Annotated in this window: 23 protein-coding genes; 9 read left to right on the top strand and 14 right to left on the bottom strand. The window is 60.5% G+C overall.

The annotated features are described in order from the left end of the window. The first annotated feature begins 88 nt into the window (after nucleotides 1–88). Genes pqqC through KGB27_RS12675 form a run of 4 tightly spaced genes read left to right on the top strand, consistent with a single transcriptional unit; the run spans nucleotide 89 to nucleotide 4,052 of the window. Entirely contained in the window at nucleotides 89–841 is a 753-nt protein-coding gene (gene pqqC, locus KGB27_RS12690; protein WP_192416808.1) for a pyrroloquinoline-quinone synthase PqqC, read from the top strand. Beyond that, nucleotides 838–1,113, top strand: a complete 276-nt coding sequence (gene pqqD / locus KGB27_RS12685; RefSeq protein ID WP_008024193.1) for a pyrroloquinoline quinone biosynthesis peptide chaperone PqqD — start codon at nucleotides 838–840, stop codon at nucleotides 1,111–1,113. Before pqqC ends, pqqD begins: the two co-directional genes overlap by 4 nt. After that, nucleotides 1,085–2,260, top strand: a complete 1,176-nt coding sequence (gene pqqE / locus KGB27_RS12680) for a pyrroloquinoline quinone biosynthesis protein PqqE (protein ID WP_008024195.1) — start codon at nucleotides 1,085–1,087, stop codon at nucleotides 2,258–2,260. Before pqqD ends, pqqE begins: the two co-directional genes overlap by 29 nt. Continuing rightward, the gene (locus tag KGB27_RS12675) at nucleotides 2,226–4,052 is read left to right on the top strand and encodes a S9 family peptidase (RefSeq protein WP_223554719.1); all 1,827 of its coding nucleotides are present in this window, start codon (nucleotides 2,226–2,228) and stop codon (nucleotides 4,050–4,052) included. The genes pqqE and KGB27_RS12675 overlap by 35 nt, the downstream gene beginning before the upstream one ends. A 112-nt stretch (nucleotides 4,053–4,164) precedes the next feature. Here the strand turns inward: KGB27_RS12675 and KGB27_RS12670 are convergent, their stop codons facing one another. From KGB27_RS12670 to KGB27_RS12655, 4 genes are all read right to left on the bottom strand, one after another. Continuing rightward, nucleotides 4,165–4,323: a YqaE/Pmp3 family membrane protein gene (locus KGB27_RS12670; RefSeq protein ID WP_207284819.1), complete on the bottom strand. Its 159-nt coding sequence runs from the start codon at nucleotides 4,321–4,323 to the stop codon at nucleotides 4,165–4,167. A gap of 84 nt (nucleotides 4,324–4,407) precedes the next feature. Continuing rightward, nucleotides 4,408–4,728 carry a helix-turn-helix domain-containing protein gene (locus tag KGB27_RS12665; RefSeq protein WP_207284820.1) on the bottom strand — a complete coding sequence of 107 codons (321 nt, stop codon included), beginning with the start codon at nucleotides 4,726–4,728 and terminating at the stop codon, nucleotides 4,408–4,410. Then, on the bottom strand, nucleotides 4,721–5,077 hold the full coding sequence (locus KGB27_RS12660) for a type II toxin-antitoxin system RelE/ParE family toxin (RefSeq protein WP_192227621.1): 357 nt from the start codon (nucleotides 5,075–5,077) through the stop codon (nucleotides 4,721–4,723). Before KGB27_RS12660 ends, KGB27_RS12665 begins: the two co-directional genes overlap by 8 nt. A 241-nt stretch (nucleotides 5,078–5,318) precedes the next feature. Then, nucleotides 5,319–6,602 carry an aspartate aminotransferase family protein gene (locus tag KGB27_RS12655; RefSeq protein ID WP_223554717.1) on the bottom strand — a complete coding sequence of 428 codons (1,284 nt, stop codon included), beginning with the start codon at nucleotides 6,600–6,602 and terminating at the stop codon, nucleotides 5,319–5,321. Nucleotides 6,603–6,771: 169 nt separating this feature from the next. On the opposite strand from KGB27_RS12655, the gene KGB27_RS12650 reads away from it, so the two are divergent. Then, nucleotides 6,772–7,692 carry a LysR family transcriptional regulator gene (locus tag KGB27_RS12650; protein WP_008024202.1) on the top strand — a complete coding sequence of 307 codons (921 nt, stop codon included), beginning with the start codon at nucleotides 6,772–6,774 and terminating at the stop codon, nucleotides 7,690–7,692. A 227-nt stretch (nucleotides 7,693–7,919) separates the two neighbouring features. On the opposite strand, the gene KGB27_RS12645 is transcribed toward KGB27_RS12650, so the two are convergent. The 10 genes from KGB27_RS12645 to bioB form a co-directional block, all read right to left on the bottom strand. Next, nucleotides 7,920–9,698, bottom strand: coding sequence for an acyl-CoA dehydrogenase C-terminal domain-containing protein (locus KGB27_RS12645; RefSeq protein WP_008024204.1), 1,779 nt, complete (start codon nucleotides 9,696–9,698; stop codon nucleotides 7,920–7,922). Between the two features lie 251 nt (nucleotides 9,699–9,949). Then, nucleotides 9,950–11,746: an acyl-CoA dehydrogenase C-terminal domain-containing protein gene (locus tag KGB27_RS12640; protein ID WP_223554715.1), complete on the bottom strand. Its 1,797-nt coding sequence runs from the start codon at nucleotides 11,744–11,746 to the stop codon at nucleotides 9,950–9,952. A gap of 90 nt (nucleotides 11,747–11,836) precedes the next feature. Continuing rightward, the gene (locus KGB27_RS12635) at nucleotides 11,837–13,123 is read right to left on the bottom strand and encodes a GGDEF domain-containing protein (RefSeq protein WP_008035909.1); all 1,287 of its coding nucleotides are present in this window, start codon (nucleotides 13,121–13,123) and stop codon (nucleotides 11,837–11,839) included. 275 nt (nucleotides 13,124–13,398) lie between these two features. Then, complete coding sequence (locus KGB27_RS12630; protein WP_008024212.1) at nucleotides 13,399–15,204, bottom strand: phenylacyl-CoA dehydrogenase; 1,806 nt, start codon at nucleotides 15,202–15,204, stop codon at nucleotides 13,399–13,401. A gap of 278 nt (nucleotides 15,205–15,482) precedes the next feature. Beyond that, nucleotides 15,483–15,779, bottom strand: coding sequence for a hypothetical protein (locus KGB27_RS12625; protein WP_008024213.1), 297 nt, complete (start codon nucleotides 15,777–15,779; stop codon nucleotides 15,483–15,485). 120 nt (nucleotides 15,780–15,899) lie between these two features. Further along, complete coding sequence (bioD, locus tag KGB27_RS12620; protein WP_223554712.1) at nucleotides 15,900–16,580, bottom strand: dethiobiotin synthase; 681 nt, start codon at nucleotides 16,578–16,580, stop codon at nucleotides 15,900–15,902. Next, the gene (bioC, locus tag KGB27_RS12615; RefSeq protein WP_223413648.1) at nucleotides 16,577–17,389 is read right to left on the bottom strand and encodes a malonyl-ACP O-methyltransferase BioC; all 813 of its coding nucleotides are present in this window, start codon (nucleotides 17,387–17,389) and stop codon (nucleotides 16,577–16,579) included. The genes bioD and bioC overlap by 4 nt, the downstream gene beginning before the upstream one ends. Beyond that, nucleotides 17,382–18,113, bottom strand: a complete 732-nt coding sequence (locus KGB27_RS12610) for an alpha/beta fold hydrolase (protein ID WP_008035901.1) — start codon at nucleotides 18,111–18,113, stop codon at nucleotides 17,382–17,384. Before KGB27_RS12610 ends, bioC begins: the two co-directional genes overlap by 8 nt. Continuing rightward, complete coding sequence (bioF, locus tag KGB27_RS12605; RefSeq protein ID WP_223554710.1) at nucleotides 18,106–19,284, bottom strand: 8-amino-7-oxononanoate synthase; 1,179 nt, start codon at nucleotides 19,282–19,284, stop codon at nucleotides 18,106–18,108. The genes KGB27_RS12610 and bioF overlap by 8 nt, the downstream gene beginning before the upstream one ends. A gap of 137 nt (nucleotides 19,285–19,421) precedes the next feature. Further along, the gene (gene bioB / locus KGB27_RS12600; protein WP_008024223.1) at nucleotides 19,422–20,477 is read right to left on the bottom strand and encodes a biotin synthase BioB; all 1,056 of its coding nucleotides are present in this window, start codon (nucleotides 20,475–20,477) and stop codon (nucleotides 19,422–19,424) included. 92 nt (nucleotides 20,478–20,569) lie between these two features. Between bioB and KGB27_RS12595 the strand changes: the two genes are divergently transcribed. From KGB27_RS12595 to KGB27_RS12580, 4 genes are all read left to right on the top strand, one after another. Next, nucleotides 20,570–21,310, top strand: coding sequence for a ComF family protein (locus KGB27_RS12595; protein ID WP_223554707.1), 741 nt, complete (start codon nucleotides 20,570–20,572; stop codon nucleotides 21,308–21,310). A gap of 180 nt (nucleotides 21,311–21,490) precedes the next feature. Then, entirely contained in the window at nucleotides 21,491–22,255 is a 765-nt protein-coding gene (locus tag KGB27_RS12590; protein WP_223480091.1) for a TOBE domain-containing protein, read from the top strand. Between the two features lie 58 nt (nucleotides 22,256–22,313). Beyond that, complete coding sequence (locus tag KGB27_RS12585; RefSeq protein ID WP_207284827.1) at nucleotides 22,314–24,215, top strand: PhoX family protein; 1,902 nt, start codon at nucleotides 22,314–22,316, stop codon at nucleotides 24,213–24,215. A 182-nt stretch (nucleotides 24,216–24,397) separates the two neighbouring features. Then, entirely contained in the window at nucleotides 24,398–25,372 is a 975-nt protein-coding gene (locus KGB27_RS12580) for a serine/threonine protein kinase (protein ID WP_008034976.1), read from the top strand. Nucleotides 25,373–25,430 lie beyond the last annotated feature (58 nt).

The raw sequence follows: 25,430 nt of genomic DNA, 5'->3' as shown, positions 1-25,430 counted from the left end.
GGCGCTATCCCTGTAGGAGCGAGGCTTGCCCGCGAAAGCGTCCGATAAGACACAACAGAATCCACCGGTTGTTCCCCCGGAGACCGAAATGACTGACACCCCACTGTCCCCCGCCGAATTCGAAGCCGCCCTGCGCGCCAAGGGCGCCTATTACCACATCCATCACCCCTATCACGTGGCGATGTACGAAGGCCGGGCGACCCGCGAGCAAATCCAGGGCTGGGTCGCCAACCGCTTCTACTATCAGGTGAACATCCCCCTGAAGGACGCCGCGATTCTGGCCAACTGCCCGGACCGGGAAATCCGTCGCGAGTGGATTCAACGCCTGCTCGACCATGACGGCGCCCCCGGCGAAGACGGCGGCATCGAAGCGTGGCTGCGTCTGGGACAGGCCGTCGGCCTCGACCCGGACCAACTGCGCTCGCAGGAACTGGTGTTGCCCGGCGTGCGTTTCGCCGTGGACGCCTACGTCAACTTCGCCCGCCGGGCCAGTTGGCAGGAAGCCGCCAGCAGCTCATTGACCGAGCTGTTCGCGCCGCAGATCCACCAGTCGCGCCTCGACAGCTGGCCGCAGCATTACCCATGGATCGACCCGGCCGGTTACGAATATTTCCGCACCCGTCTGGGCCAGGCGCGCCGCGACGTCGAACACGGTCTGGCGATCACCCTGCAGCACTACACGACGCGTGAAGGACAGGAGCGCATGCTGGAAATTCTCCAGTTCAAACTGGACATTCTTTGGAGCATGCTCGATGCCATGAGCATGGCCTATGAACTGAAACGCCCGCCGTATCACAGCGTGACCGAGCAACGGGTCTGGCACAAAGGAATCAGCTTATGAGTTTTGATCGCAGCAAGACCCCAACCTGGCGTCCAGGCTACCGGTTCCAGTATGAACCGGCGCAGAAAGGCCATGTGCTGCTGTACCCGGAAGGCATGATCAAACTGAATGAAAGCGCCGCGCTGATCGGCGGTTTGATCGACGGCGAGCGCGACGTCGCGGCGATCATCGCCGAACTCGACGCGCAGTTCCCTGGCGTGCCGGAGCTCGGTGATGACATCGAGCAATTCATGGAGGTCGCCCGTGCTCAGCACTGGATCGAACTTGCCTGATTCCGTGTCGGACAAGTTACCGCCCAAACCGGAAATCGGCCTGCCGCTGTGGCTGCTGGCCGAGCTGACGTATCGCTGCCCGTTGCAATGCCCGTACTGCTCCAATCCACTGGATTTCGCCGAGCAAGGCAAAGAGCTGAGCACCGAACAGTGGATCAAGGTGTTCCGCGAAGCACGGGAAATGGGCGCGGCGCAGCTGGGCTTTTCTGGCGGTGAACCGCTGGTGCGCCAGGACCTCGCCGAACTGATTGCCGAGGCGCGCAAGTTGGGTTTCTACACCAACCTGATCACCTCCGGCATCGGCCTCACCGAGCAGAAAATCAGCGACTTCAAGAAGGCCGGCCTGGACCATATCCAGATCAGCTTCCAGGCCAGCGACGAGCAGGTGAACAACTTGCTGGCCGGGTCGAAAAAGGCCTTCGCGCAGAAGCTGGAAATGGCTCGCGCAGTGAAAGCACACGGTTATCCAATGGTGCTGAACTTCGTCACCCATCGGCACAACATCGACAAGATCGACCGGATCATCGAGCTGTGCATCGCCCTTGAGGCGGACTTCGTCGAACTCGCCACGTGCCAGTTCTACGGCTGGGCGCAGCTCAATCGGGTCGGTCTGTTGCCGACCAAGGAACAACTGGTCCGGGCCGAACGCATCACCAACGAATACCGCGCCAAACTGGAAGCCGAAGGGCATCCGTGCAAGCTGATTTTCGTCACGCCGGACTATTACGAAGAACGACCGAAAGCCTGCATGAACGGTTGGGGCAGTATTTTTCTGACAGTAACCCCGGACGGAACCGCGCTGCCGTGTCACGGCGCCCGACAGATGCCGGTGCAGTTTCCTAACGTGCGCGATCACAGCATGCAGCACATCTGGTACGACTCGTTTGGCTTCAACCGCTTTCGCGGTTACGACTGGATGCCCGAGCCCTGCCGCTCGTGCGACGAGAAAGAAAAGGACTTCGGTGGCTGCCGCTGCCAGGCCTTCATGCTCACCGGTGACGCCAGCAACGCCGACCCGGTGTGCAGCAAGTCGGAACATCACGGCGTGATTCTCAAGGCCCGCGAAGAAGCCGAGCACGCGACCCAGACCATCGAACAACTGGCCTTTCGCAATGAACGAAACTCACGACTCATCGCAAAAAGCTGAACCCTTCAGCGCCGCCAAAGCGGTCGCTGCCGGTATCGACTTTGCCGAACTGCAGGTTGGCCAGCATGGCCTGTTCTGGAACGAGTACCGTCCCGAGGACGCCGCTTGTCGAATCTGGCATTGGCGTGATGGCCAGGCCCATTGCCTGACACCAATGGGTTTCAGCGTGCGCAGTCGGGTGTACGAATATGGCGGCGGAGCATTCTGTCTGACAGATGACGGGGTAGTTTTCGTCAACGAGGCGGATCAGCAGCTGTATCGCCAATCGCTCAAAGGCGAAACGCCCGAAGCGCTGACGTCCGGTGAATGCCGCTACGGCGATCTGCAATTTGCCAACGGGCAAGTGTTGGCCGTTGAAGAACATCGGGATCGGCATCGACTGGTGGCCATCGATCTGGCGGACAGCACGCGGCATCTGTTGGCCGAGGGTGCTGACTTTTATGCCGCGCCGACACTGAGCCCCGATGCTCGACGGTTGGCCTGGATCGAATGGAGCCGCCCAGACCAACCATGGACGGCGACCCGCCTGATGGTTGCCGAGCGCCAGAGCGATGGCCGTTACGCTCAAGCGCGCTGCCTGGCGGGTGAAGATATTCAGGAGTCGTTGCAACAACCGCGATTTGATGACCGTGGCCGACTGCTTTGCCTGACGGATCGCGGCGGTTACTGGCAGCCGTGGGCGGAGTCTTCCGATGCGTTGCGCCCGTTGCCCAGCACTGCGGCGGATCATGGACCAGCGCCCTGGCAGTTGGGTGGCTGCACTTGGCTGCCCTTGGGTGAAAACAGCTATCTGGCCAGTTGGACCGAAGGCGGATTCGGCCGACTGGGCATTGGCGGTGACGCTACAGAAGATTTCACCGGGGACTACAGCCGATTCCGACATCTCGCACTGGATGAACAATTCATCTACTGCATCGCCGCTTCGCCGGTCAGTTCATCAGCCGTGATCGCCATCGACCGCAAGACCCGAGCCGCCAGGGTATTGGCCGGTGGAATCGCGCCGCTGCCCGCCGATCAGATCAGCATCGCACAAACCCTGCGCTACCCGAGCGGTTCGGGCGAGGCTCATGGTTTCTTCTACCCTGCGATGACCGGCGAAGCGAAACCGCCGCTGGTGGTATTCATCCACGGCGGCCCGACATCGGCGTGCTACCCGATGCTTGATCCGCGCATCCAGTACTGGGCACAACGCGGCTTCGCCGTGGCCGACCTCAACTACCGTGGCAGCAGCGGCTACGGCCGGGCCTATCGCCAGGCGCTGCATTTGAGTTGGGGTGAAGTGGATGTGGAAGATGCCTGCGCAGTAGTCGCCCATCTCGCAGAGCGCGGATTGATCGATGGCGACCAGGCGTTTATTCGCGGTGGCAGTGCCGGCGGCTACACCACGCTGTGTGCGTTGGCGTTCAAGAAGGTCTTTCGCGCTGGTGCCAGCCTTTACGGCGTCAGCGATCCCGTTGCCCTGGGCCGCGCAACCCACAAGTTCGAAGGCGATTACCTGGATTGGCTGATTGGCGATCCCGAGCTGGACGCCGAGCGCTACGCCGCACGCACACCCCTGCTGCATGCGAGCAACATCAGCGTGCCGGTGATTTTCTTTCAGGGCGAACTGGACGCTGTGGTCGTGCCGCAACAGACCCGCGACATGGCCGAGGCGCTGCAGCAAAACGGCATTCTGGTAGAAGCGCATTATTACGCGGACGAACGTCACGGCTTCCGCAAGGCCGGCAATCAGGCCCATGCGCTAGAGCAGGAGTGGTTGTTTTATCGACGGGTGATGGCGCTCGAAAGCTGAAACCGTGTCGCGCCCTTCGCGGGCAAGCCACGCTCCTACAGGATCTTCAGCGTGCACAAACTCTGTGGGAGCTGGCTTGCCAGCGAATGCGATCTATCTTGCGATGCGAACCTTAGCGCTTGGCGATGATGTACACCGCATGCACGATCCCCGGAATATAACCGCACAACGTCAGCAGAATATTCAGCCAAAACGCACCAGCGAAACCGACTTGCAGAAACACGCCCAGTGGCGGCAATAGAATGGCGATGAGGATGCGAATGAAGTCCATGGGGCAGCTCCTGAATTGAAGTGGGCTCACGTGAGCCTTACTGCTAATCGACCAACACCGTTCGTCAGGGTTCAGTGCGGTTCCTCAGGCCAGTATCTCCAGACCGTGTTTCTGCACAATGCTCAACAACTTCAGCGCCATGCCACTGGGGTGTTTATCCCCTGCTTCCCACTGTTTGACCGTCGACGCACTGGTGTTCAGATAACGCGCAAATACCGGCTGGCTGACGTTGTTGCGTTCGCGCAGTGCTTTGATCTGCTCCGCAGGAATCGCGTCCGGCACCGTCGCGAGACAGGATTCATCGAACTCGCGCATGGTTGCCTTGCTGATTGCGCCGATGGCGTACAAGGCACTGGCGGATTCGTGAATCGACTCAAACACGTCGCTTTTGTATTTCTTACTCATGGTGTATCTCCACAAACTCCTCGGTATCCAGCAAGTGCTGGACTTGCATGTCGGTCATAACGCCATAAACCTTGGCTAAACCACGCAGTTCGGTCAGTTCCGCAAAACTGATATTGCTCCGATCCTTCTTGGCAAACAGCAACTGATAGATCCAGTAACGACCGCCCTTCGCCACAACAATCGAGCGGTGGCGATTGGCATTCAAACGCTTCTTCCAAACCCCGCCGCCGAGACTTTCCACCTGGCCCTTGAGCATTTCGGTGAATGCCTCCCGAAGCTCATCATCACCAATCCAGGCCTTACCCGCCTGCATCGCAAAACGCTTTGTCTTGAACAACCTTGGTGACATTGGCATCCCTTCCAAAAAACATACCACTAAGTGGTATAGAAATCAAAACCAGGAATCCTTCACTGGCACCGGCACTCCCTGCCGGCTTTTCTAAAAAGCCACCGATTTAGCTCCCGTTCAAGCGACGAAGTGCGCTTGGCAAAACGCAGAGACAAAAAAACGCCCCACGTCAAAAGAATCAAACGTGGGGCGATGCGTTATACCGCGAGACGGTTCGGGAATTCGTGTAGGGCGGTTCTGATCAGACGGCAATCCCTTTGCGGCATTGCAGTTGTGCGGTGCGCACGCGGGAAAACGCGCGGGCCAGGCGCAGGAGCATTTCGTCGATGTTGGATTTGCTGACCGTGAGCGCTGGGGTGAATCGCAGGCAATCGGCTTGCGGGGCGTCGAGCAGCAAGCCTTCGTACAGCGCTGCTTTGACTACGGCGTCAGCCGAATCGTCGGACAGGGTCAGACCCCAGAGCAATCCCTGACCGCGCAGTTCGCCGTGTCCATAGCGATGAGCCAGACGTGCCAGGCCTTCGCCCAAGTGCTGGCCGGTTTCCCTGACATGCTCGAGAAAGCCCTTGTCCTGCACACTATCGAGCACAGCCAGGCCAGCAGCGGTCATCAGCGCGTTGCCATGGTGAGTGCCCGTCAGCTCGCCGACGTCGAAGCAGCAGGCTTTGCCTCGCGCCAGCAGCGCCGCCAAGGGCACACCACCGCCCAGGCCTTTGCCGAGGACGACGATATCGGCCCGCACACCGTAGGACTGTTCCGCGAGTAAGGTGCCGAGTCGACCAAGACCGGTTTGCACTTCGTCGAAGATCAACAGGATGCCAAGCTCACGGCACAGGCGTTCGACGCCCTTGAGGTAATCCTCGGTGGCGGGAATGACCCCGGCTTCGTTCTGGATCGGCTCAAGCATGATTGCCACGGTCCGGGCATCAACGGCGGCGTGCAGAGCGGCCAGATCATTGAACGGTACGTGGCTGAAGCCTGGAAGTTGCGGTTCGAAGCGGTTGGTCAGCCTGGAACTGTCCGACGCCGGAATCGTCCCGAGACTACGGCCATGGCAACCGTTGTTGGCCACGATGATCCGCGACGCACCGCCGCGATGTTGCTGGCCCCACTTGCGCGCCAGTTTGATCGCCGCTTCACAGGCTTCACTGCCACTGTTGAGCAGGTACGCCTGGTCACTGCCAGTGCTGACGCAGAGCCGCTCGGCGAGGTTGAGCATGCCGCGATTGTGCAGGCCGAAACCGGGGTTGATCAGCGATTGAGCTTGCGCCGTGATCGCGTTGACCAGTACCGAAGGGCTATGTCCGAGGCTATTGGCCCCGCCACCCTGGGAAAAATCCAGATAGGCGCGGTCTTCGCTGTCCCACAACCAGGAGCCCTGACCGCGCACAAAAATCTGTTTCGGCCGCTCGACACTGGGCATCAGGCACTCACTGGAAAGATTGTCACTTCTGTACGACAGGAAAGTGTCCGCGCTCAGGTCATCAAGACTGGGAGCGTTGCGTCGTAAATTGAACAAATTCATCCGAAAACACCTCGTGTGAAGTGTTTTGCCTTACCTATGTAAACACCTTCGGCGTAAACGGTAGTCATCGCGTTCTATGGCCCTGTAAGCCCTGTGAATGCGGTTAGACTAGGCTCAGGCAGGACCTTGAGCCATTTCGATTTCCCAGCATTTTCAATAAGTAAAACTTATGGATTTTAAACAACTGCGTTATTTCGTCGCGGTCTACGAAGAGGGCCATGTGGGCCGGGCCGCCGAGCGGCTTTCAATCTCCCAACCGGCACTCTCCCAACAGATTCGCCAGCTCGAACAACACCTCGATGTGAGCCTGTTCGAGCGCAGCAGTAAACGCTTGCTGCCGACCCTGGCCGCACACACGCTGTACAACCACGCCCTGCCCTTGCTCGACGGCCTGCAACGGGCGCGTGAAGCATTGGGCAACTTCAAGGGACAAGCGCTGCGCACCCTGGCCATTGGCGTGCTGCAAACCGTCCACACCAGCCTGGTGCCGCAGATGCTCGAACGCGTGCGCAAGGCGCAGCCGCACCTGGTGGTGCAGATCTATGAACTGACGGGACTGGAAATCGAACGACGGCTGCTCAACGGTTCGCTGGATATCGGCATCAGTTACCTGCCGCCCCGTCAGCCAGGGCTACACGGCGTGATGCTGTACGAAGATGAACTGACACTGGTCATCCCGGCGGATCATCCGCTGCGTGAATTCAAGAAAGTCTCCATGAGTCAGGCCGCCGAGTTGCCGATGTTGCTGCTGGGTGAAGAGTTTCAGGTGCGACAGATCTGGCAGACGCAACTGGCCAGCCTGGGGCGACGTCCGCAAGTGCAGGCCGAACTGAACAACATGGCGGGGATTCTCGACAGCCTGCCGCACACCCGGTTGGCGACTGTCCTGCCCGGCCGCTCGCAGAAGATGCTGGGCAATGACGAACTGCTCTGGAAGCCGCTGACCGAGCCACGGGTGCCATTGAAAGTCGGGTTGGTGTGTCGCGATGTGCAACGGCAACAAGCGTCATTGGCGTTGTTGCGGACCTTGCTTGAAGAAGTGATGAATGGCCCGAATGAAGTCCCGACAACCCTGGACGGGATGAGCTGACTACTTTTCTGCGGGCAAAAGAAAACCCCGCCGAAGCGGGGCTTTGCAGACTGTTTCCCTGACATCCATTTCACTCCGCCGTCCTGGCAGAATCCTACGTGTCCGTGTTGTTGCTTTGCGCTTCCTGCGCGACGTCCATGTGAAGTAGATTAGCCGTGGATCCAATTTGCATCTATGGGAGAAAAGCAGCACGTCATGTAAGAGAATGCTTACATGACGTTACATTGTCAGAACTGCGCCGCGTCCAGCAGGAACAGCGACTCGCTACCGGCCTTCACCGACGCACTCAACGAGTGAATACGCGGCAGCAGGCGTGCGAAATAGAACCGCGCCGTGCCCAATTTGCTCGCGTAGAAATCGTCCTGCGCTTCTTTGCCGAAGGCGGCCTTGGCCATCAGTGCCCACATGTAGGCGTAAGCCACGTAACCGAAAGTTTGCAGGTATTCGACCGAAGCCGCACCGATTTCATTCGGGTTGTTTTTCGCCCGATCCAGCAACCACGCCGTCAGTTCGTCGAGGGTGGTCACAGCATCGTTCAGCGGCTTGGTGAACTCGTCCAGCTCAGCGCTGGCCGTCGCGGTGAAGTGACGAATCTCGTCGGCGAACAGGTTGTAGAACGCCCCGCCGCTGCCAACGATCTTGCGCCCGACAAGGTCCAGCGCCTGGATGCCGTTGGTGCCTTCGTAGATCTGAGTGATGCGCACATCGCGAACCAGTTGCTCCTGGCCCCACTCACGGATGTAACCGTGGCCGCCGAAAACCTGCTGGCCGTGAACGGTGGTTTCCAGACCGAGGTCAGTCAGGAATGCCTTGGCTACCGGGGTCAGCAGCGCTACCAGGTCTTCCGCGCGTTTGCGGGTGGTCGCATCTTCGCTGAACTTGGCGGTGTCCAGTTGCATGGCCACGTAAGTCGAGAAGGCACGGCCGCCTTCGTTCGAGGCTTTCATGGTCAGCAGCATGCGACGCACGTCCGGGTGGACGATGATCGGGTCGGCCACTTTGTCCTTGTTCTGCGCGCCGGTCGGCGAACGGCTTTGCAGGCGGTCGCGGGCGTATTCAACGGCGTTCTGGTAAGAACGTTCGCCAGAGGCCAGGCCCTGGATACCGACGCCCAGACGCTCGTAGTTCATCATGGTGAACATCGCCGCCAGGCCTTTGTTCGGCTCGCCGACCAGGTAACCCACGGCTTCGTCGAAGTTCATCACGCAAGTCGCGGAGGCCTGAATGCCCATCTTGTGTTCGATCGAACCGCAGGTCGCCGGGTTACGTGCACCCAGGCTGCCATCGGCATTGACCATGAACTTCGGCACCAGGAACAGCGAAATGCCTTTCGGCCCCGCCGGTGCGTCCGGCAGCTTGGCGAGTACCAGGTGAATGATGTTCTCGGTCAGGTCGTGTTCGCCGCCGGTGATGAAAATCTTGGTGCCGCTGACTTTGTAGGAACCGTCCGCCTGAGGCTCAGCCTTGGTGCGGATGATGCCCAGGTCTGTACCGGCGTGCGGCTCGGTCAGGCACATGGAACCGGCCCAGACGCCGGCGTACATGTTCGGCAGGTAGGCGGCTTTCAGCTCGTCGCTGGCGTGGGCGTTGATCGACAGGCAAGCACCGGCGGTCAACATCGGGTACAGACCGAACGACAGGCTCGCGGAGTTGACCATTTCTTCGACTTGGGCCGAAACCGCCTTGGGCATGCCCATGCCGCCGTAGGTCGGATCGCCACCGACGCCGACCCAACCGCCTTCAGCATAAGTCTGATAAGCCTGTGGGAAACCTGCCGGCGTGGTGACAGCACCGTCCGCCCAATGGCAACCTTCTTCGTCAGCCGCACGGCTCAGGGGCGCGATGCTTTTGCTGGTGACCTTGCCGGCCTCTTCAAGAATGGCCTCAACGGTTTCTGCGTCGACGGTATCGGCCAGTGCAGGCAACTCGGCCCAGAGCTTGGCGACCTCGAATACTTCATTGAGGACGAAGCGCATATCGCGCAGGGGCGCTTTGTAGTCAGCCATGGCAAACCTCGCAGGATCTTTACAGGTAATTCGTAGGAAGAGTGTTTTCGTTGGGTCCGAGTGTAACCCAACAACTTTTGCGACACATAGGGTCAGGCTGTGACCGTTTTGTAATTTTTGGTCATTGCGTTTTTGTGTCTGCCAGAGCGCCTTCGCGGGCAAGCCTCGCTCCTACAGGGTTTGCGCCATTTTAAATTTGGCGCACGACCTGTAGGAGCGTGGCTTGCCCGCGAAGCTTTCAAACACAACCGTTACAGCGCAAACAACTCCGCTGGCAGCTGCATCAAGCAATCGCTACCCGCTTCGATAGCCGCGCGATGAGCAGCCGTGCGCGGCAGCAATCGCTTGAAGTAAAACTCGCTGGTCGCCAGTTTGCCCCGGCAGAAATCGGCATCGCCGCTGCCCGCATCCAGTTGCGCCTGAGCCACCAGCGCCATGCGCAGCCACAAGTAACCGAGGATGATGTAACCGCTGTACATCAGGTAATCCACCGACGCGGCGCCCACTTCGTCCGGATTCTTCATCGCGGCCATGCCCACCTGAGTGGTCAGTTCGCCCCACTGCTGGTTCAACCCGTTGAGTTGCGCCACGTAGCTGGCGAGTTGCGGATGATCGGCGTTCGCCGCGCAGAACTTGTGAACGATTTTGGTAAAGCCGCGTAGCAGTTTGCCCTGGCTGCCGAGCACTTTGCGCCCGAGCAAATCCAGCGCCTGAATGCCGTTGGTGCCTTCGTAGATCGGTGCAATCCGGCAATCGCGAACCAACTGCTCCATGCCCCACTCACGAATGAAGCCGTGGCCGCCGAACACCTGCATGCCGTGGTTGGTCACTTCCAGCCCGGTGTCGGTCATGAAGGCCTTGCAGATCGGCGTCAGGAACGCCAACAGGTCTTCGGCGTCCTGCCGCGCGGTTTCATCCGGGCTCAGGTGCGCGGCATCCAGAAGTTGCGCGGTGAAGTAGGTCAGCGCGCGATTGCCTTCGTTGAAGGCCTTCATGGTCAGCAACATTCGACGCACATCTGGATGAACGATAATCGGATCGGCGGCTTTTTCCGGTGCTTTCGGGCCGGTCAGCGAACGCATCTGCAAACGATCATTGGCGTACTTGATCGCGCCCTGAAAACTCGCTTCCCCCAGACACAAACCCTGCATCCCGGTGCCGAGACGCGCATGGTTCATCATGGTGAACATGCAGTTCAGGCCCTTGTTCGGCTCACCGATCAGAAAGCCCTTGGCCTCGTCGAAGTTCAGCACGCAGGTGGCCGAAGCCTTGATGCCCATCTTGTGTTCGATCGAACCGCAGGAAACGCCGTTGCGCGCACCCGCCTCACCTTCGGCATCGGGTAGGAACTTAGGAACGATGAACAGCGAAATGCCCTTGGTGCCCGCAGGCGCATCCGGCAGTTTCGCCAGCACCAGGTGAATGATGTTGTCGCTCATGTCGTGTTCGCCGGCAGAGATGAAAATCTTGCTGCCGGAGATCGCGTAACTGCCATCCGCTGCCGGCACGGCGCGGGTCTTGATGATGCCCAGGTCTGTGCCGCAATGGGCTTCGGTCAGGCACATGGTGCCGGTCCATTGGCCCGCGGTGAGCTTGCTCAGGTAGGTGTTTTTCTGCTCTTCGGTGCCATGGGCGTGGATCGCCGACATCGCGCCGTGCGTCAGGCCCGGGTACATGCCCCAGGAAGTGTTGCTGGACCCGACCATCTCGCTGATGACCAGCCCCAGGGAACTCGGCAAGCCCTGGCCGCCATAAGCGGGATCGGCCGCCAGACCATGCCAGCCACCTTCGACGTATTGTGCGAAGGCTTGCTTGAAGCCTGTAGGCGTTGTCACCACGCCGTTGTCGAAATGGCAGCCCTCTTCGTCGCCGCTGCGATTGAGCGGTGCGAGCACGTTCTCGCAGAACTTCGCGCCTTCTTCGAGGATCGCATTGACCATGTCCGGACTGGCATCCGTGGCGCCCAGTGCGGCGTAGTTGCTGTGAAAGTCGAAGACGTGGTCGATCAGAAAGCGCATGTCGCGCAGGGGAGCTTTGTACTCGGGCATGGTCATTTCTCCGGCAGCAGATTGATCAAACCTACTGCCGCCGACCACGCCTCACAATCACAGTCCAGACGCTGAATGCGCCATCATCACTCAACCCGCAGCCGCCTCGCGCACCGCACCACGACGGTTCTGACCGTAAGCCACCACGCAGTTTCGCCCGGCGCCTTTCGCGGCGTAGAGCGCCTCATCGGCGGACTTGAGCACTTTTTCCGGGTTGCGCTGTTCCACGCGTTCGGCGACGCCGATGCTGACGGTGACCGACACACTCGAAGCCCCTGATCCGGCACGACGCTGACGACCTTGCTGGTCATCCTGAGGACGGTTGTCCTGGTTACGCAGTTGAATGTTGTAGGTGGCGATGGATTCGCGGATGACTTCCAGGTGCGGCATGCACTCTTCAAGCGTCTTGCCCGCGAACACCAGCGCAAATTCCTCACCGCCGTAACGATACGCCCTACCGCCGCCGCCGATTTTCGACAGTTTGCTGGCTACCAGCCGCAGCACCTGATCGCCGACGTCGTGGCCGTGGGTGTCGTTGAATTTCTTGAAGTGGTCGACGTCGCTCATGGCCAGCACGTAATTGCGCCCCAGGCGCTGCATGCGTTCGTTCAACGCGCGGCGGCCAGGCAAACCGGTGAGCTCATCGCGGAAGGCCATTTGATAGGCTTCATGGGCAACCGCCGCAGCAATCATCAACATCACCTGGCTGCACATGATGTTCAGGGTGAACGGCAGGATGAACGTCTTCGGCAACGCCCAGAACAACCCGAGCAAACCCACCAACTGGGCGGCGTGCAAAGGTCTGGGGTTGCGCCAGTATTGCCAGCTCAGCAGCAGGAACGAGGCGATAAACACGGGGTAGGACAGCTGAATCAGGCTCATCCACGCGCCATGCAGGGCTGGCCAGCGGATTTCCGACAGCCACATCAACAGCGCCTGTGGGTAACTTTGCTCCAGGCCCAACGCCACGCTGCCGACGGCCAGCAACACTGCGAAACGCGCAATCATGTCCTGGAACAGATGGGTGCGTTCCTGCCACGCGGCGAATATGCCAAACATCAGCGGCAGCAACAGACAGCACAGGTGAAAGACCACGGCGGCGTCTTCACGCACTCTGCCGTTGTCGCGGTAATAGTCGGTCTGGGTGTCGAGCAGGTAGTAGGCGATGTACACCGTGACCATCAGAAACAGTTCACGCTGACGTCGGTAAACCGCGCAATAAGCGCCGCCGAGCAACAGCACCAACGTAGGCAGCACGTTGAACAGCGAAGTGAAGAAGACGTTCAGGTCCTTGACGTACGCAGCCGCCAGCCCCGCAAGCAAAAGCAGAAGTGAGGGTAGGAAATGACTGAAACGTACAGCGGAAGAACGCGGCAAGGGTAAAGCTCCGACCCGTCATGTCTATAGATGGCATTGTGCCCACTACTTTAACGGCAGTGACCCTGATTTTCTGAGTGATTTGCTAAGGTTTTTTTGACGCCGCATTACTGACTACTATCCGGCCAACCAGCAATTCACCGCTCCCCCATCAAAGGTCGTTACAAAAGACGGGAGAACTGCCCCCGACCGTGGTTTTTTTCACCAAAGTCGAGTTGAAAAAAAACCGCCACTCCCAAAGGAGCAGCGGTTTTTTCAGAAGGCTGCGTTAAGGCTTAGTAGCCCAGTGCGAAGTCTTCTTCTTTCATGTCCATCAGGTTGTTGGCGCCCGACAGCATGGTTGCAACGTGAGTGCGGGTACGCGGCAGGATGCGCTGGAAGTAGAAGCGCGCAGTCTGCAGCTTGGCGGTGTAGAACGCCGTTTCGGTGGTGCCGGCTGCCAGTTTCTCGGCCGCCAGACGTGCCATGTCAGCCCAGAAGTAGGCCAGGCAGGCGTAACCGGAGTACATCAGGTAGTCCACGGAAGCCGCGCCGACTTCTTCGCGGTCTTTCATGGCTGCCATACCGACCTTCATGGTCAGCTCGCCCCATTCTTTGTTGATTGCAGCCAGCGGTGCGACGAATTCCTGAACGGCTTCGTTGCCTTCGTTGGTCTGGCAGAACTTGTGGACGATCTTGGTGAAGCCTTTCAGGGCCTCGCCTTGAGTCATCAACACTTTGCGGCCCAGCAGGTCGAGTGCCTGGATGCCGGTGGTGCCTTCGTACAGCATCGAAATGCGGCTGTCGCGAACGTTCTGCTCCATGCCCCACTCGGCGATGAAGCCGTGGCCGCCGTAGATTTGCACGCCGTGGTTGGCGGATTCGAAACCGACTTCGGTCATGAAGGCTTTGGCGATTGGCGTCATGAACGCCAGCAGTGCGTCGGCTTTCTTCTTCTCTTCTTCGTCCACGCCGTACTTGACGATGTCGACTTGCTTGGCAGTGAAGTAAACCATTGCGCGGTTGCCTTCGGCGAACGCTTTCATGGTCAACAGCATGCGACGGACGTCAGGGTGCACGATGATCGGGTCGGCGGCTTTTTCCGGCGCTTTCGGGCCAGTCAGGGAGCGCATTTGCAGACGATCGCGAGCGTATTTCAGGCCACCCTGGAAACCGATTTCGGCGTGGGCCAGGCCTTGCAGCGCGGTACCCAGACGTGCGGTGTTCATGAAGGTGAACATGCAGTTCAGACCTTTGTTCGCCGGGCCGATCAGGAAACCGGTGGCCGCGTCGAAGTTCATCACGCAGGTGGCGTTGCCGTGGATGCCCATTTTGTGTTCCAGGGAACCACAGGACACGGCGTTGCGCGCACCGATCGAACCGTCTTCGTTCGGCATGAATTTCGGAACGATGAACAGCGAGATGCCTTTGGTGCCAGCCGGTGCATCCGGCAGGCGAGCCAGCACGATGTGGACGATGTTGTCGGCCATGTCGTGTTCACCGGCCGAGATGAAGATCTTGGTGCCGGAGACTTTGTAGGAACCGTCGGCCTGAGGTTCGGCCTTGGTGCGCAGCATGCCCAGGTCGGTGCCGCAATGCGGTTCGGTCAGGCACATGGTGCCGGTCCATTCGCCGGAGACCAGTTTGGTCAGGTAGGCGTGTTGCTGCTCCGGCGTGCCGTGCTCGGAAATGGTGTTCATCGCGCCGTGCGACAGGCCCGGGTACATGCCCCACGACCAGTTGGCTTCGCCAACCATTTCGCTGACTGCCAGACCCAGAGACTCCGGCAGGCCCTGGCCGCCGTGCTCTACGTCGTGGGCCAGGCTTGGCCAGCCGCCTTCAACGAATTGCTTGTAGGCTTCTTTGAAGCCGGTCGGGGTTTTAACGCCGGACTCGCTCCAGGTGCAGCCTTCGGTGTCGCCCACGCGGTTCAGCGGAGCCAGTACCTGCTCACAAAACTTGGCGCCTTCTTCGAGAATGGCGTCAACCATGTCCGGAGTTGCGTCCGAGCAAGCCGGAAGGCTCTGATAGTGCGCTTCGTAGCCGAGCAGTTCGTCACGAACGAAGCGAATATCACGCAAGGGGGCCTTGTAGTCAGGCATAGCGATAAACCTCTGCTGATGTAACCGGGAATGAACGACCGCGTTGATTTGTTGTGACGGTCAAACAGTTGTTTGAAACATACGTTTACGCCCAAATCTTGTCAAGCGCCGATCTTTTGCCGTTCGTCTTCACTCCCCGCGCAAAGCTGCACACGCGACAACGCAACGCCGTTGACTGAGCAACACGTCCTGCAGAAAAGTTTAGTTGGGAGAGAAGGACTTACACACAAAAACGCCGCGAAGGGTCGCGGCGTTGGCAGAGCGGTTTCAGCAGATGATCAAGCGAATGTGTCGATCAGCGTACCGAGCATTTCATCGGAAGCTTTGGCAACTTTGACACCGGCCTCGACCTGAAACTTGCCCTGAGCCATCTCGACCATGTTGCTGGCGAGGTCCGACTGCTGGCTGCGATCAACCGAGCGCAGGCGATTGACCTGAGCATCGGAGGACTGACTGGTCACCGAACGCTCGACCGAATTGTTGGCAATCTGGCCGGAGGCTTGATCGACACGGTTCTGCCCCGTCTGAATAGTGCTCAGACCAGCATAAAAAGCGGTACTTCCTGAGATTTCCATGGGAGAACTCGTCCTACAAAGGATCAACAGCGGCCATTGAACCAGACCCGCCTGCAAAAGGCCCGACAAAAACACTAATGGCACAGTGCCTTGTCATAGGTAAAACCAGTGCTTGAAACTTCAGTCCAGCAAATCCAGCTGAAGGTGTTCCGCCACCGCCTCGGCCGTCACCAACTTGAGTTTCGGCACGCGCCCCAGGCACGGCGCCGGGATCCGCTCGGCCAGCGTGGCCAGGTTTTCTTCAAGGCGCGCTGTCTTGGCATCGATGATGTTGGCCACCCAACCCGCCAATTGCAAACCGTCACGGGCAATCGCCTCGGCCGTCAGCAGCGCATGGTTGATGCAGCCCAGCCGTACGCCGACCACCAGAATCACCGGCAAACCCAGCGCCATGGCCAGGTCCGACAGGTTGTCCTGATCCGCCAGCGGCACGCGCCAGCCGCCAGCGCCTTCGATCAGGGTGAAATCTGCCTGCATCTCCAGAATCTGCTGCATTGGCATCAGCAACGATTGCACCGTCAACGCGACGCCGGCCTCGCGCGCCGCCAGATGCGGAGCGATGGCAGGTTCGAAGGCCACCGGGTTGACCTGTGCATACGTCAGCGGCACCGAACATTCCGCCAGCAGCGCCAACGCATCGGCGTTGCGCAAGCCCTTGGGCGTCACGTCGCAACCGGAGGCCACCGGTTTTCCCGCCGCCGTACTCAGGCCGGCCAACCGCGCGGCATGCAGCAAACCCGCAGCCACGGTGGTCTTGCCGACATCGGTGTCAGTGCCGGTGATGAAATACGCTGCGCTCATAAGGGTTTCTCCAAAACGGCGTACACCACTTGATAAGTCGCCGGCAGGCCTTGGGCCTGACGAAACTGCTCATACGCCTCGACCAGGCCGAGGATCCGCGCCCTGCCGGTCAAACCACCCGGCCGACCGGGGTTCAGATTGTGCGCGCCCAGCGCCTTGAGTTCATGGGTCAGGCTGCGCACATCCGGGTAATGCAGCACGTGAGGACGGGTTTGCAGACTCGCGACCTTCAAACCGCTGGCCGCACACAGGTGTTGATAAACCCCGAACTCGCGGAAGCGGTTGACGTGCACCATGCCATCCACCTGACGCCAACTGTCTCGCAGCTCAAACAGTGTGCCCACGCACAGACTAGCAAACGCAAACATTCCGCCGGGTTTCAGCACCCGATGGGCTTCACTGAGCACCGACGCAAAGTCTGCGCACCACTGCACCGCCAGGCTGGAGAAAATCAAATCACAGGTCGAATCCTGCAATGGCAACCGCTCTGCATCCCCGGCGATGAAGTGCGTGGCCCCGCCCAATGGCCGCGCGTGATTGAGCATGCCTTCGGCGATGTCCAGCGCCACGCCGTGACCGCCAGGAAAACGCTCACCCAGCACACGACTGAAATGCCCGGTGCCACAGCCCAGGTCCAGCCAGCGACCAGGCACGAAATCTTCCGGCAAACGGCTCAACAACTGGCTGCCGACGTCACGCTGCAATTCGGCCACGCTGTCGTAGCTGGCCGCCGCACGGGAAAAGGACGCCGCCACCTGGCGTTTGTCCGGCAGGCCGCCGGGCAGGCTGGGAAGGGATAAATCAGTCATCACCGGACTCATGCAAAAAGGCCTGGATCGCCCCCGCCACACCGTGAGGGTCTTCCAGAAGGAACGCGTGGCTGGCCTGTTCAATCAGACCGATTTCGACATCCGGCAGCAACGCCAGCAAGTCCCCCGCCGCTTCGGCCGGAACCAGTCCGTCAAGGCCGGCGAACAGGTGCAACTGCGGACCGCGAAAGGCCTGCAACGCCTGGCGGGTATCCAGTTGTGCAAGCAGCTCCAGGCCGCTCATCAACACCGCAGCAGAGGCGTTTGGCGCACCACCGAGCAGCAGCCGCGACAGCCCGCGCGGGTCTTCGGCGCCTTGCGCGCACAGCAGCGAAAAGCGTTTCAAGGTCATGCGCGGATCGGCATTGCAGCCTGCCAGAAACGCATCAAACGTCTCGCCGGGCATCGCGCTCGGCCACTGTTCATGGGCAACAAAAGAAGGATTGCTCGCCAGGGTCAGCAAGCCGCAGCAACGATCACCGCGTCGCGCCGCCAACTCGGAGGCAAGCATGCCGCCGAGCGACCAGCCGCCAAGCCACGCATCCTGAGGCACGGCCGAGTCGAGTTCGTCGAGCCATTCTTCAAGGTCGCTGGATTCCAAATCCGGCAACGGCTCGATCTCGACGCGCAGGTGTTCGTCCAGCCCCTGCAACGCAGCCGCCAAGGGTTCCAGCGGAGAAATCCCGAGACCCCAGCCGGGCAGCAGAATCAGGCGATTACGCATGGCTTGGCTCCGGTCCCAGTTGTTGAAAACAATCGGCCAGTCCATTTAACAATAGCTGCACCTGCGCTTCGCTGTGCGCGGCGGTCAGGGTTACCCGCAGCCGGGCACTGCCGGCGGGCACGGTCGGCGGACGAATCGCCGTGACCATCAAGCCGCGTTCGCGCAGCATCTGCGACAGTCGCACCGCGCGCCCGGCGTCGCCGATCATGATCGGTTGAATGGGCGTGAAGCTGTCCATCAACTCCAGGCCGATCTGCTCGGCGCCGTAGCGGAACTGACGGATCAGCGTTTTCAGATGTTCACGCCGCCAGTGTTCGCTGCGCAGCAACTCCAGGCTTTTCAGCGTCGCGCAGGCCAGGGCCGGCGGTTGGCTGGTGGTGTAAATGTAGGGACGGGCGAACTGGATCAGACTCTCGATCAGCTCTTCGCTGCCGGCGACGAACGCGCCCGCCGTCCCGAACGCCTTGCCGAGGGTGCCGACCAGCACGGGCACGTCTTCCTGGCTCAGGCCGAAATGCTCGACGATCCCGCCACCGTTGGCACCCAGCGGACCAAAACCGTGCGCGTCATCGACCATCAGCCACGCACCTTTGGCCTTGGCTTCTCGGGCCAGCGCTGGCAGGTCGGCGATATCGCCGTCCATGCTGAACACGCCGTCGGTGACCACCAGCGTATTGCCGGTGGCTTTCTCGAGACGATTGGCCAGGCTCGCTGCATCGTTGTGCAGATAACGATTGAAGCGCGCGCCGGACAACAAACCGGCATCGAGCAACGAGGCGTGATTGAGGCGATCTTCCAGCACCGTATCGCCCTGCCCGACCAACGCGGTGACCGCACCGAGGTTGGCCATGTAGCCGGTGGTGAACAGCAACGCGCGCGGGCGGCCGGTCAAGTCAGCTAGCGCTTCTTCCAGCTCGTGATGTGGCGTGCTGTGGCCGATGACCAAATGCGAAGCGCCGCCGCCGACGCCCCATCGAGAAGCCCCGGCGCGCCAAGCCTCGATCACTTGCGGATGATTGGCCAGGCCCAGGTAATCGTTGTTACAGAACGCCAGCAACGGCTGGCCATCGACCACCACTTCCGGGCCCTGAGGGCTTTCGAGCAAGGGGCGTTGGCGATAGAGATTTTCAGCACGACGGGCAGCAAGGCGTGCGGCGAGATCGAAAGACATGCAGGCCTCGCAAGTAAGGAAAACATACATAACCTGTAGGAGCGAGGCTTGCCCGCGAAGGGAACGCCGCGGCCTGACTGAGCGACCGCAGTGACTCTTTCGCGGGCAAGCCTCGCTCCTACAGGGTTTCGCGTTGGTTAGACGGCGGCGTTGTAGAACTGCTCGCTGCTCTTCTGCTCCACCAGCGCCTGCTCGATGGCGGCCTGATGCACCTCGTCGGCGTGCTCTTCGCGCGCTTCCGGCAGGATGCCGAGGCGCGAGAACAGTTGCATGTCCTTGTCGGCCTGCGGGTTGGCGGTGGTCAGCAATTTGTCGCCGTAGAAAATCGAGTTCGCGCCGGCAAAGAACGCCAGGGCCTGCATCTGCTCGTTCATCGCTTCACGGCCGGCGGACAGGCGCACGTGGGACTTCGGCATCAGGATGCGCGCCACGGCGAGCATGCGGATGAAGTCGAACGGATCGATGTCTTCGGCATTTTCCAGCGGCGTACCGGCGACTTTCACCAGCATGTTGATCGGCACCGACTCCGGATGCTCCGGCAGGTTGGCCAGTTGAATCAGCAGGTTGGCGCGGTCATCGAGGGACTCGCCCATGCCGAGGATGCCGCCGGAGCAGATCTTCATTCCCGAATCACGCACGTAGGCCAGGGTTTGCAGGCGCTCGCTGTAGGTGCGGGTGGTGATGATGCTGGTGTAGAAATCCGGCGAAGTGTCGAGGTTGTGGTTGTAGTAATCGAGGCCGGCCTTGGCCAGCGCTTCGGTCTGCTCCTGGTCCAGACGACCGAGGGTCATGCAGGTTTCCAGGCCCATGGCCTTCACGCCTTCGACCATCTTCAGCACGTAGGGCATATCTTTGGCCGACGGGTGTTTCCACGCCGCGCCCATGCAGAAACGTGTCGAACCGATGGCTTTGGCGCGAGCGGCCTCTTCGAGGACCTTCTGCACTTCCATCAGTTTTTCTTTTTCCAGGCCGGTGTTGTAGTGACCGGACTGCGGACAATATTTGCAATCTTCCGGGCAGGCGCCGGTTTTGATCGAGAGCAGCGTGGAAACCTGGACACGGTTGGCGTCGAAATGCGCGCGGTGCACGGTCTGCGCCTGAAACAGCAGGTCATTGAATGGCTGAACGAAGAGTGCTTTGACTTCGGCCAAAGACCAGTCATGACGCAGGGTTGCAGAGGTGCTGGCGCTCATGGGCGTTTCCTTTGTTTTATGCTGGGCAAGCGGTCGGGGGACGGAATACCCACAGACGCGACACGGATGTTCGGCATATTTAAGGAAGAGCGATGCGCTGTCAACCACGATACGAAGGACCGGTTTACATCTGGTTAAAAAACAACCAGACCTGTTTACTCTGCGACGAGACGGCCGAAGAAGCCACGCCGATCTGCATGGCCTGCGAAACCGAGCTGCCCTGGCTCGGCGATCACTGCCAGATCTGCGCCCTGCCATTACCCGCAGCGGGCCTGACGTGCGGCCAGTGCTTGCAGCAACCGCCGCCCTTCGAGCAAGTCATTGCCCCGTGGACCTACGGTTTTCCGGTCGACAGCCTGATCACCCGATTCAAGCACAGCGCGAAGTGGCCGTATGGTCGCCTGCTCGCCGAACTTCTTGCTCAATACCTGCAACATCGCTTCGATGAAGGGCTGGAACGGCCAGATGCGTTGGTCCCCGTTCCGCTCGCCGCTAAACGTCTGCGCCAACGGGGCTTCAACCAGGCCGCGATGCTGGCCCGCTGGTTGAGCGCCAGCCTGGATATCCCCTGTGACGAACAACTGCTCAAACGGATTCAGGACACCAGCGCGCAACAGGAGCTGAAGGCCGATGCGCGCAGGAAGAACCTGCGTAACGCTTTCGCGCTGATGCCCGGAGCGCTGATCAAGGGCCGTCACCTGGCGCTGGTTGACGACGTACTGACCACCGGCGCCACGGCCCAGGCATTGGCTCGTCTATTAATGGACGCCGGTGCCGCGCGAGTCGACGTTTATTGCCTGGCCCGAACACCCAAACCCGGCGACACCGCCTGACTGTAGGAGTGAGCCTGCTCGCGATGGACGTTAACGATAATGCGTGCTTTCTGAATGAACGCGTCGTTCTCAAGTCCATCGCGAGCAGGCTCGCTCCTACAAGGAATGTGGTCAGACTTGACTCCCTTAGTCCAAGCCGCCAACGTCCTCTCCATCGTCACAGCCTTGAAGCGTCTCGCCATGTCCTTGCCTACGTTGTTGTCCCAGCACATTGTCCGTCGCCCGCAGCGCATCGCCTTGCTGCAACACATCGCCGAACAGGGCTCGATCACTCGCGCCGCGAAAAGCGCGGGCCTGAGCTACAAAGCTGCATGGGATGCCATCGACGAGCTGAACAACCTCGCGCAGAAACCGCTGGTGGAGCGCAGCGTCGGCGGCAAGGGTGGCGGTGGCGCCAAGCTGTCCAGCGAAGGCGAACGCGTATTGCGCCTCTATCAAAAGCTGCAAACGTTGCAGGCGCAGGTGTTGGAAGCGGCCGAAGACGCCAGCGACCTCAACCTGCTCGGCCGTCTGATGCTCAGAACCAGCGCGCGCAATCAATTGCACGGCAAGGTCGTGGAAATCGAAGCTCAGGGACGCAACGACCTGATCCGCCTGGAACTGGCTGAAGGCTTGATCCTCGTGGCGCAGATCACTCACGACAGCACCCTGCGCCTGGAGCTGCAAATCGGCACCGAAGTCGTCGCCCTGATCAAGGCCGGTTGGCTCGACCTGCTGGGTATCGATGACGAGGCAACGCCCGGACACAATTGCCTGACCGGCACCCTTGAGGAAATCCTCGACGCCGAAGACGGCCCGAGTGAAGTGCGCATCGGCCTGCCCAATGGCCAGACGCTGTGCGCGCTGGCCGAACCGCTGCACTTGCGAACCCACGGTCTGGCCACCGGCAAAGCGCTGCGGGTGCAATTTTCCCCCTCCAATGTGCTGCTTGGTACACCGCTCTGAAACACAAGCGTCATTAACGCGCTTTAAGGTGACTGCAAAAACCAGCAGGGAGCCTGATGTGAGCCTATTAGAAGACAACCAATCCACCGACCTCGAGCAAATGGTCGGCCTCAGCCGTCGTGGTTTCATCAGCGCGGGCGCCCTGTGCGGTGCCGCGATGTTCCTCGGCGGCAACCTGCTGAGCCGCAGCGTGCTCGCGGCCAGTGTCAGCGCAGGCACCAGCAAACTGTTGGGTTTCGACAGCATTCCCGCCGCCACCAGCGACGCAATCACCCTGCCACCGGGCTACAAGTCTTCGGTGCTGATCAGCTGGGGCCAGCCGCTGCAAAAGAACGGTCCGGCATTTGATCCAAGCGGCAACGGCAGCGCCGAGCAACAGGAAGTCCAGTTCGGCGACAACAACGACGGCATGAGCCTGTTCGAGTTTCCGGGTGAGAAAGACCGGGCGCTGATGGCGATCAACAACGAATACACCAACTACCGCTACCTTTACCCGCACGGCGGCATGCCGCAATCGGCCGAAGAAGTGCGCAAGGCGCTGGCCTGCGAAGGCGTGTCGGTGATCGAGGTGCAGCGCAAGAACGGCCACTGGCAATTCGTTCAGGGCTCGCGCTACAACCGGCGCATTCACGGCAACGCACCGATCAGCCTCAGCGGCCCGGCCGCCGGCCACGCGCTGGTGAAAACCAGCGCCGACCCGCACGGCAAGAACGTGCTCGGCACCTTCCAGAACTGCGCCAACGGCAAGACGCCGTGGGGCACCTACCTGACCTGTGAAGAGAACTTCACCGACTGTTTCGGCAGCAGCAACGCCGAGCAGAAATTCGACGCCGCGCAGAAACGATACGGTGCAGTGGCGACCAGTAAAGAGATTAACTGGCATCAACACGACGAGCGCTTCGACCTGGCGAAGAACCCCAACGAACTCAACCGTCATGGCTGGGTGGTGGAAATCGACCCGTTCGATCCGACATCGACACCGGTCAAGCGCACCGCGCTGGGCCGCTTCAAACATGAAAACGCGGCCCTGGCCGAAACCCATGACGGCCACGCCGTGGTGTACATGGGCGACGACGAACGCGGCGAGTTCATCTACAAGTTCGTCAGCCGCGACAAGATCAACCACAAGAACCCGAAAGCCAACCGCGACCTGCTGGACCACGGCACCTTGTACGTGGCGCGTTTCGACGCGGGCGACGGCAATGCCGATCACCCGAAAGGCCAGGGCGAGTGGATCGAGCTGACCCACGGCAAAAACGGCATCGACGCCAGCAGCGGTTTTGCCGATCAGGCCGAAGTGCTGATTCATGCACGCCTCGCCGCCACAGTGGTGAAAGCCACGCGCATGGACCGTCCGGAATGGATCGTCGTCAGCCCCAAGGACGGCCAGGTCTATTGCACGCTGACCAACAACGCCAAGCGCGGTGAAGACGGTCAACCGGTGGGCGGGCCGAACCCGCGCGAGAAGAACGTCTACGGGCAGATTCTGCGCTGGCGCACCGACCGTGATGATCACGGCTCGAAAAGCTTTGCCTGGGATCTGTTTGTGGTCGCCGGCAACCCGGGTGTCCACGCCGGCACGCCGAAGGGTGGTTCGTCGAACATCACGCCGCAGAACATGTTCAACAGCCCGGACGGCCTGGGTTTCGACAAGGCCGGACGGTTGTGGATCCTGACCGATGGCGATTCGAGCAACGCCGGTGATTTTGCCGGCATGGGCAACAACCAGATGCTCTGTGCCGACCCGGTGACCGGTGAGATCCGTCGCTTCATGGTCGGGCCGGTGGGTTGCGAGGTGACGGGGATCAGCTTCTCTCCGGACCAGAAGACGCTGTTTGTCGGGATTCAGCATCCGGGGGAAAACGGTGGCTCGACGTTCCCTGAGCACCTGCCGAACGGCAAGCCGCGGTCTTCGGTGATGGCGATTTCCCGCGAAGACGGCGGGATCGTCGGCGCCTGATACGGCCCCATCGCGGGCAAGCCTCGCTCCTACAGGGAAATGCATTCCAAATGTAGGAGCGAGGCTTGCCCGCGAAGGCGTCAGCCCAAACAACACTCATCTCAACCCCAACCACTAAAGACAGCCCGTCTGCGCTACCATGCTTGGCCGGACGCGGCAGCCTGCTGCGCGCAGGAGTCAGCATGGCCCACCCGTTTGCAACCCTCACCCCAGACCTCGTGCTCGATGCCGTCGAAAGCATCGGCTTTCTCAGCGACGCGCGCGTTCTGGCGCTCAACAGCTACGAGAACCGTGTCTATCAGGTCGGCATCGAAGACTCCGAACCGCTGATCGCCAAGTTCTACCGCCCGCAGCGCTGGACCAACGAAGCGATTCTCGAAGAACACCAGTTCACCTTCGAACTCGCCGAGTGCGACGTGCCGGTGGTGGCGCCAATGATTCACAACGGTGCCAGCCTGCACGAACACAACGGTTTCCGTTTCACCCTGTTCCCCCGCCGTGGCGGCCGCGCACCGGAGCCGGGCAATCTCGATCAGCTGTATCGGCTGGGCCAACTGCTCGGTCGCCTGCACGCCGTCGGCTCGACCAAACCGTTCGAACACCGTGAAGCCCTGGGCGTGAAGAACTTCGGTCATGCCTCGCTGACAACCTTGCTCGAAGGCAACTTCATCCCCAAAAGCCTGCTGCCGGCCTACGAATCTGTCGCCCGTGATCTGCTCAAGCGTGTGGAAGAGGTCTACAACGCCACGCCGCACCAGAACATCCGCATGCACGGCGATTGCCACCCCGGCAACATGATGTGTCGCGACGAGATGTTCCATATCGTCGACCTGGACGACTGCCGCATGGGCCCGGCGGTGCAGGACATCTGGATGATGCTCGCCGGCGACCGTCAGGAATGTCTGGGGCAGTTGTCGGAATTGATGGACGGCTACAACGAGTTTCATGATTTCGACCCACGGGAATTGGCGCTGATCGAACCGCTGCGCGCGCTGCGCCTGATGCATTACAGCGCGTGGCTGGCACGCCGCTGGGATGACCCGGCGTTCCCGCACAGTTTTCCGTGGTTCGGGACGGAGCGGTATTGGGGTGATCAGGTGTTGGCGTTGCGCGAGCAACTCGCCGCCCTCAACGAAGAACCCCTGAAACTGTTCTAACCCTTTGTAGGAGCGAGGCTTGCCCGCGAAGAACGATAACGCGGTTAGCCAGATACAC

It is taken from the genome of Pseudomonas sp. BF-R-01 (assembly GCF_019946615.1).
Classification (GTDB): Bacteria; Pseudomonadota; Gammaproteobacteria; order Pseudomonadales; family Pseudomonadaceae; genus Aquipseudomonas; species Aquipseudomonas migulae.
Note: the sequence above shows the minus strand (reverse complement) of the source record. Positions and strands in the feature narration are given on the sequence as shown.